The 3,960-nt window shown below is 41.4% G+C and carries 4 protein-coding genes; all 4 read right to left on the bottom strand.

Annotated elements, in window-relative coordinates; translation table 11 throughout:
* Positions 1 to 74 precede the first annotated feature (74 nt).
* A complete protein-coding gene (locus GXZ17_RS10115) occupies positions 75 to 812 on the bottom strand; it encodes a carbohydrate ABC transporter permease (RefSeq protein WP_409377163.1) in 738 nt (245 codons plus the stop codon).
* Between the two features lie 74 nt (positions 813 to 886).
* On the bottom strand, positions 887 to 1,771 hold the full coding sequence (locus GXZ17_RS10110; protein ID WP_409377162.1) for a carbohydrate ABC transporter permease: 885 nt from the start codon (positions 1,769 to 1,771) through the stop codon (positions 887 to 889).
* An 88-nt stretch (positions 1,772 to 1,859) separates the two neighbouring features.
* Positions 1,860 to 3,158, bottom strand: a complete 1,299-nt coding sequence (locus GXZ17_RS10105; protein ID WP_409377161.1) for an ABC transporter substrate-binding protein — start codon at positions 3,156 to 3,158, stop codon at positions 1,860 to 1,862.
* Positions 3,159 to 3,766: 608 nt separating this feature from the next.
* A partial coding sequence (locus GXZ17_RS10100; RefSeq protein ID WP_409377160.1) for a hypothetical protein occupies positions 3,767 to 3,960 on the bottom strand: 194 nt, incomplete at its 5' end.

Raw genomic sequence — 3,960 nt, 5'->3', positions numbered from 1 at the left:
TCAAGATGCCCTAGAAACTTATTATACCTGTGAAAGATAGGAGAATATCCGGTGTATGAAAAGCACTTTAGATATCACTTAGAAGTGAATCCGGCGATACCTCTAAATCCAGACACAATATATCGACGAGCTAAAATGGCAAATAAGATGGAAGGGATAGAGGCTATGACTCCAGCCGCGGCCATCTCTCCATATTTAACTTCTAAGCCCACAGCCATAAATGACGCAATCTCCACTGGAAGGGTTCGGTTAGTAGAGGTGAGCACAAAGGCAAAGAAAAATTCATTCCAGTTAAAAATGAACGAAAGAATGCTAGAAGCCGCAACCCCTGGCAAAGAGAGAGGAACAGCTACTCGCAGGAAAGATCCTAACTTGGTAGCCCCGTCTACCTGAGCAGCTTCTTCCATTTCTCGAGGAATAGAGCGGAAAAAACCCATCATCAGCCAAATGATTAAAGGCAAGTTAATAACCAAATAGGTAACTGTCAAGGAAGTTCGAGTGTCTAAGAGATGAAGACTCATCCATATGAAATAGAATGGTATTATCACCACCACTGGTGGTAGCATACGGGTGGTAGCAATCCAAAATTCTACATCAGATTTATGAGAAAATTGGAATCGAGCCAGCACATAAGCCGCAGGAATACCCAAAAGAAGGGATATGAAAGTAGCTGACAAAGAAACGACTATGCTATTCAAAATTGCATTTTGCAGGTTATAATGTTCCAGAAGCCAGATATAGTTGCTCCAGGTGGGCTGGAAGGCCCATTTAGGAGGCACACTCATGATATCAACTCGCTGCTTAAACGACATAGTTACCAACCAATATATAGGAAAATAAAGAATAACTAAAAAAAACGCGATAAACAAGCAAGCCAAAATCTTTTTTAATACATTTCTTCTTGCCATTGTTCACTGAACCTCAAGAAAATAGTTATAAGGACAATTGTCACAAATAGCATAACCAATGACACAGCAGCAGCATAAGAGATTCTGCCAGCTTCTGAAATTCCAATATAATAGGCAAAAATATCCACCGTTTCGGTGGAAGTTCCTGGCCCCCCTCGGGTCATAATATAAACAATGTCGAAAGTACGCAAGGCGTCTATAACCCGAAACACTAAAGCCACTACTATCACCGGTTGGAGCAGGGGAATAGTTATATATCGAAAAACATCCATCCCGCTTGCCCCGTCTACTTTAGCAGCATCAAAAGGTTCTTTAGGCAATGTTTGAAAACCAGCCAGTAGAAGCAGCACAATGAAAGCAGTCCATTGCCAAACATCGACTGCGATTATGGATACCATAGCCATAGTAGGATCAGCCAGCCAATCAACTGCTCCTAATCCTAAAAATTGTAAAAGATAATTTACTACGCCAATCAAAGGATTAAGCATGATCCGCCAAACTAATCCTACCACCACCCGAGGGAAAGTCATAGGAATAATGATTAGAGTAATAAGCCAGGTTGCCTTAGGAAAATAAGTATCAATAAGAAGAGCTATCAGCAAACCAAGAACGAATTCGATTGCTACCATACTTCCTACCAATATACCAGTATTCAAAAAAGAATTTAAAGCCCGAGAGTCTTGAAAAAGAGTAATAAAGTTATTAACCCCAACGAAAGGTCGACCTAGGTAAGGTTTAGTAAGATCAACGTCATGAACACTGAGATAGATAGAATAGAAAAAGGGAGGAAAGGTAATAGCAGCCAGAACAATCAAGGCCGGAAGAAGCATCAGCCAATAACTTTCCCCAAGGTTTAATCTCATACAATGTCCTTCCTCTTCGTCTGCAACAAGCATAAAGCTAAAGAAGGATGAGAGAACTAACTCTCTCATCCTTCTTTAGCTAAGTTGCTTATTTAATTTTCCCGGTTTTTTTGAGCACTTCAGCCGCATAAGCTGCTGCTTCATCTAAAGCTTCTTTGGCTGGCTTAATCCCAGCTATAACATTTTCTACCTCGATTCCTAAACGATCGCCTATTTCTCTCCACTCCTCAATCAACGGACGATAGTTAGGATTGGTAATACGGAAAGACTCCATTGTTGATTCCAGCCAGTCGCCTCCAAATTTAGCCCTAAATTCTGGATCATTGAAGACCGAATCTCTAGTAACAGAGATTATGTCAGCTTGTAAGGATTTGTCCAATTCCATTTCCCTGCTGGTTGCCCACTGAATAAATTCCGCCGCCGCCTTTTTCTCTTCATCGGTCTTAGCTCCCACTGCACTTATGGCAAAACCCATACAATAGTTGCCCGGAAACCGCCCTGCTGGTCCTTCGGGAACGACCGCATATCCAACGTTTCCAGCCACTTGAGATTTGGTAGGATCTTCAATTCGGGTATAAAAATTGGTGGCATCGATAATCATAGCTACTTTACCAGTGGTGAAAGCATTTTGGACATCATCCCAGCCGTAGGTTGCCACTCCTGGAGGACCGTAATTTTGCAAAAGATAAGCATATTTTTCTGTGGCCAGAACTCCCTCAGGAGAGTTAAATACTGGATTCCAATTTTCGTCGAAATATCTGCCTCCATACGACCACAGCCACTCAGACCAGATGTATATATTCATCCCGTTACCTCGTAACCCTCTCATGGCTACCCCATATAAATCTGGAGGTTGAGTAAACTTTTTAGCATATTCCTCATATTCTTCCATTGTCTGAGGAGGAGCTAGTCCCGCGTCTTCAAACAGACTCTTTTGATACATGAGCTGCGTAGCTTCACTGTAAACTGGACCTCCATAGAGCGTTCCCTCATAAGAAAGAAGATCTCGAGCAAACTTACTGATATCCTCCACCTCATATTCCGGTTTTAAATAAGGCTCTAAAGGAGTAATCCACCCTGCCTTGGCAAATTCGGGAATAAATACCGAATCAATAGCAATTACATCATATGCACCAGCACCAGTAGTAGCATCTATTACTTCTCTTTCTCTCAACTGCTCTTCCGGATAAGTCACCACGTTAACACTAATTCCGGTCATGAGCTCGAATTCGCCCAGCTTACTTACTATAAAATCAGTTTCTGGTAGGGAACGTAACGCTACCGCAAGGCGAATCCCTTCATAAGGCCGCTCCTGAGCTAAGACAAACGAAGAAACACCGAGGAACAAAACCATCAATACTACCAATAGCCTTTTCGTGATTTTCATATTCTCCACCCCTCTTTAAATTATTAACTTATAAAAACATTCTATACTAACAAGCAAAAAAATCAACCACCCGGGAACCTGATGCCTCTAAAATTCTGGTGGAAATAAATTCTCTGTCAACTTGTTCCGCCTCTGTTTTTTTAGAGAAGCTTTAACTACTATCTTCTCTTCATATTCAGTCACCTCTCCTATTTTTAAATCTTTAACTCCTGATAAAAATGCGATACTAATTTCCCCTCCAGCCGTGGCAGCGGCAAGGCCCTTTCTTCATTCTCTTCATGAGTGGATGGTTTCCTTTCTGTTAAATTCTCTATAAAACTTACTTTACTACAAGGGCCATCCACTTTTTTGTTTTATATAGGACATAACCCTGCCTGTTTTGTATATAGATAAGCCTCTGGGCCAGGATAACAAGAGCTTTTTGCTAATTCCCAATCTTTAGCCAATATTGCCGCATAATGCCGCCCTATTCTGTTTTTTGTTTGTGTTTATCGGATATAGTCGTTACCGTACTACCGTAACCACCCAAAAACTACCAAAGCGCCAATACAAACAATAACCTTTGCCGAGCGAATATGTTTATATACCCTCTTTTTTTTATATTTCATTTATTGGCGTAACTTGTAATGATTGCAGAAACTGCCCTCCCGTAGGAACAAGAAATCTTTAGCTTGGCCTAAAGCATAATCCTCGTCAGCGTAAGCCTCTACCACTTCTCCCAGAAATAATGTCTTGTTTGCTATGTTCGGCCTTACATCCTCGCCGTCATAAGGTTTCGTGTCCAGCTTTCCGACTACGATAC

The organism is Candidatus Sordicultor fermentans, from assembly GCF_012728195.1.
In the GTDB taxonomy this organism is placed as follows: domain Bacteria; phylum Atribacterota; class Atribacteria; order Atribacterales; family Caldatribacteriaceae; genus Sordicultor; species Sordicultor fermentans.
The sequence above is the reverse complement of the archived record's forward strand: the minus strand, read 5'-3'. Positions and strand labels throughout refer to the sequence as shown.